Origin of the sequence: Oscillibacter sp. KLE 1745, from assembly GCF_000469445.2 — a bacterium.
GTDB lineage: Bacteria > Bacillota > Clostridia > Oscillospirales > Oscillospiraceae > Oscillibacter > Oscillibacter welbionis.
On sequence record NZ_KI271722.1, the window covers coordinates 10,163 to 12,203 of the forward strand.

Here is a 2,041-nt window from a genome sequence, read left to right on the forward strand (position 1 = left end):
GGGAGGACAGTCTGTCCTCCCGCCTGCTTCCCGCATATCAACTCTTTACCGAAGGGAGTCTGCCTCCATGGAGAAACTGTTCCAGCTGGCATCCGACATTGCCAAGCTCTGGTCGAACTACGGCGTGTCCCACTATCTGCCCGGCATCCGCAATACCTTGATTCTGGCACTGGTGGCCACCGCCATCGGCTGCCTGATCGGATTCGTCTGCGGCATTCTGAACACCATTCCCCACAGCAAGAACGACCCGCCCGTCAAGCGGTTCTTTCTGGCGCTGATCCGGGCAGTGGTCCGGATCTACGTGGAGATCTTCCGGGGTACCCCCATGGTGCTGCAGGCGGTGTTTCTCTATTATGGCCTGCCCTATTTTACGGACAACGCCGTGCGGTTTGACAGCATCTGGATGGCCGCCATTCTGGTGGTGTCCATCAACACCGGCGCCTACATGGCCGAGTCCGTCCGGGGCGGCATTATCTCCATCGACCCCGGCCAGACCGAGGGCGCCAAGGCCATCGGCATGACCCATGTGCAGACCATGCTGCATGTGATCCTGCCTCAGGCCATCCGGAATATCCTGCCCCAGATCGGCAACAACTTCATCATCAATGTGAAGGATACGTCCGTCATGTTCATCATCGGCTTCCCCGATTTCTTCTCCGCCCACCGGGCGGCGGTGGGCGCCAGCTACCTCTACTTCCCCTCCGCCGTGGTGGAGATGGCCGGGTACCTCACCATGACGCTGATCGCCTCCTTCCTGCTGCGCTGGTTGGAAAAGCGGATGGACGGCAGCAGCGATTACAAGCTGGCACAGACGGACCATCTGACCATGGCCGCCGGCACATACAGCCACCCGGACCGAGGCACTCCCTTCGATGAGCGGAGCAAAGAGTACCGGGATCGGGTCCGTCAGGAATTGCAGCACGGCCGTACGAGAGGAGATCGCTGACAACATGGACGATATGATTTTAGAGATCCGGCATCTAAGCAAGTCCTTCGGCAGCCACGAAGTGCTGCGGGACATCGATTTCACCGTGAAAAAAGGCGATGTCACCAGCATCATTGGTGCCTCCGGCTCCGGCAAGAGTACCCTGCTGCGGTGCATCAACCTGCTGGAGACCCCCACCAGCGGCGAGATCCTCTACCGCGGCCAGAACGTCACCGGTCCCAAGGTCAATGCCCCCCAGTACCGCTCCCATGTGGGCATGGTGTTCCAGTCCTTCAACCTGTTCAACAACATGACCGTGCTGGAAAATTGCATGGTCGGGCAGATCAAGGTACTGAAAAAGGACAAGGAGACCGCCCGGAAGCGGGCCATGGAGTATCTGGAAAAGGTGGGCATGGCGCCTTACATCCAAGCCAAGCCCCGGCAGATCTCCGGCGGCCAGAAGCAGCGGGTGGCCATTGCCCGGGCCCTGGCCATGGAGCCGGAGGTGCTGCTGTTCGACGAACCCACCTCCGCCCTGGACCCGGAGATGGTGGGAGAAGTCCTCTCCGTCATGCAGGACCTGGCCCAGGAGGGCATGACCATGCTGGTGGTGACTCATGAGATGGCCTTTGCCCGGGACGTCAGCAGCCATGTGGTGTACATGAACCAGGGCGTCATCTGCGAGGAGGGCACGCCGGAGCAGGTCTTCGGCAATCCCCAGAAACAGGAGACGCAGGACTTCCTCTCCCGGTTCCGCAAGAATTGAATCCCGTCTTTCCCGTTCCCGGAGGCTGCGCCTCCGGGAACTTTTTTGTCTTTGTTGCGTCCACCACTTGTTCTTGTGGAAAAATCAGTTTAGAATAGCAACATCTTGTGCTTATGGAGGGATCCGGCCATGCACATTCACGGACTTCAGAAACTGGCCATGGTGGACTACCCGGGAAAGCTGGCAGCCACGGTGTTCACCGGCGGCTGCAACCTGCGGTGCCCCTTCTGCCACAACGCATTGCTGGTGACCCGGCTGGCGGAGACGCCGGAGATCCCGGAGCAGGAGGTGCTGGACTTCCTGGCCTCCCGCCGGGGGCTTTTGGACGGGGTGGTCCTCACCGGCGGGGG

Annotated in this window: 2 protein-coding genes and 1 pseudogene; all 3 read left to right on the forward strand. The window is 60.4% G+C overall.

The features are described 5' to 3' along the window. Positions 1-67: 67 nt before the first annotated feature. Positions 68-946, forward strand: coding sequence for an amino acid ABC transporter permease (locus HMPREF1546_RS09200; RefSeq protein ID WP_021749336.1), 879 nt, complete (start codon positions 68-70; stop codon positions 944-946). Positions 947-950: 4 nt separating this feature from the next. Continuing rightward, a complete protein-coding gene (locus HMPREF1546_RS09205; RefSeq protein ID WP_021749337.1) occupies positions 951-1,691 on the forward strand; it encodes an amino acid ABC transporter ATP-binding protein in 741 nt (246 codons plus the stop codon). Between the two features lie 129 nt (positions 1,692-1,820). After that, positions 1,821-2,041 (forward strand): annotated as a pseudogene (locus tag HMPREF1546_RS19190) (4Fe-4S cluster-binding domain-containing protein); the annotation flags it as partial.

Bases quoted from the DNA above. Each gene is read 5' to 3' on its own strand.
- HMPREF1546_RS09200 (WP_021749336.1), top strand. From the start codon at position 68: ATGGAGAAACTGTTCCAGCTGGCATCCGACATTGCCAAGCTCTGGTCG.
- HMPREF1546_RS09205 (WP_021749337.1), top strand. From the start codon at position 951: ATGGACGATATGATTTTAGAGATCCGGCATCTAAGCAAGTCCTTCGGC.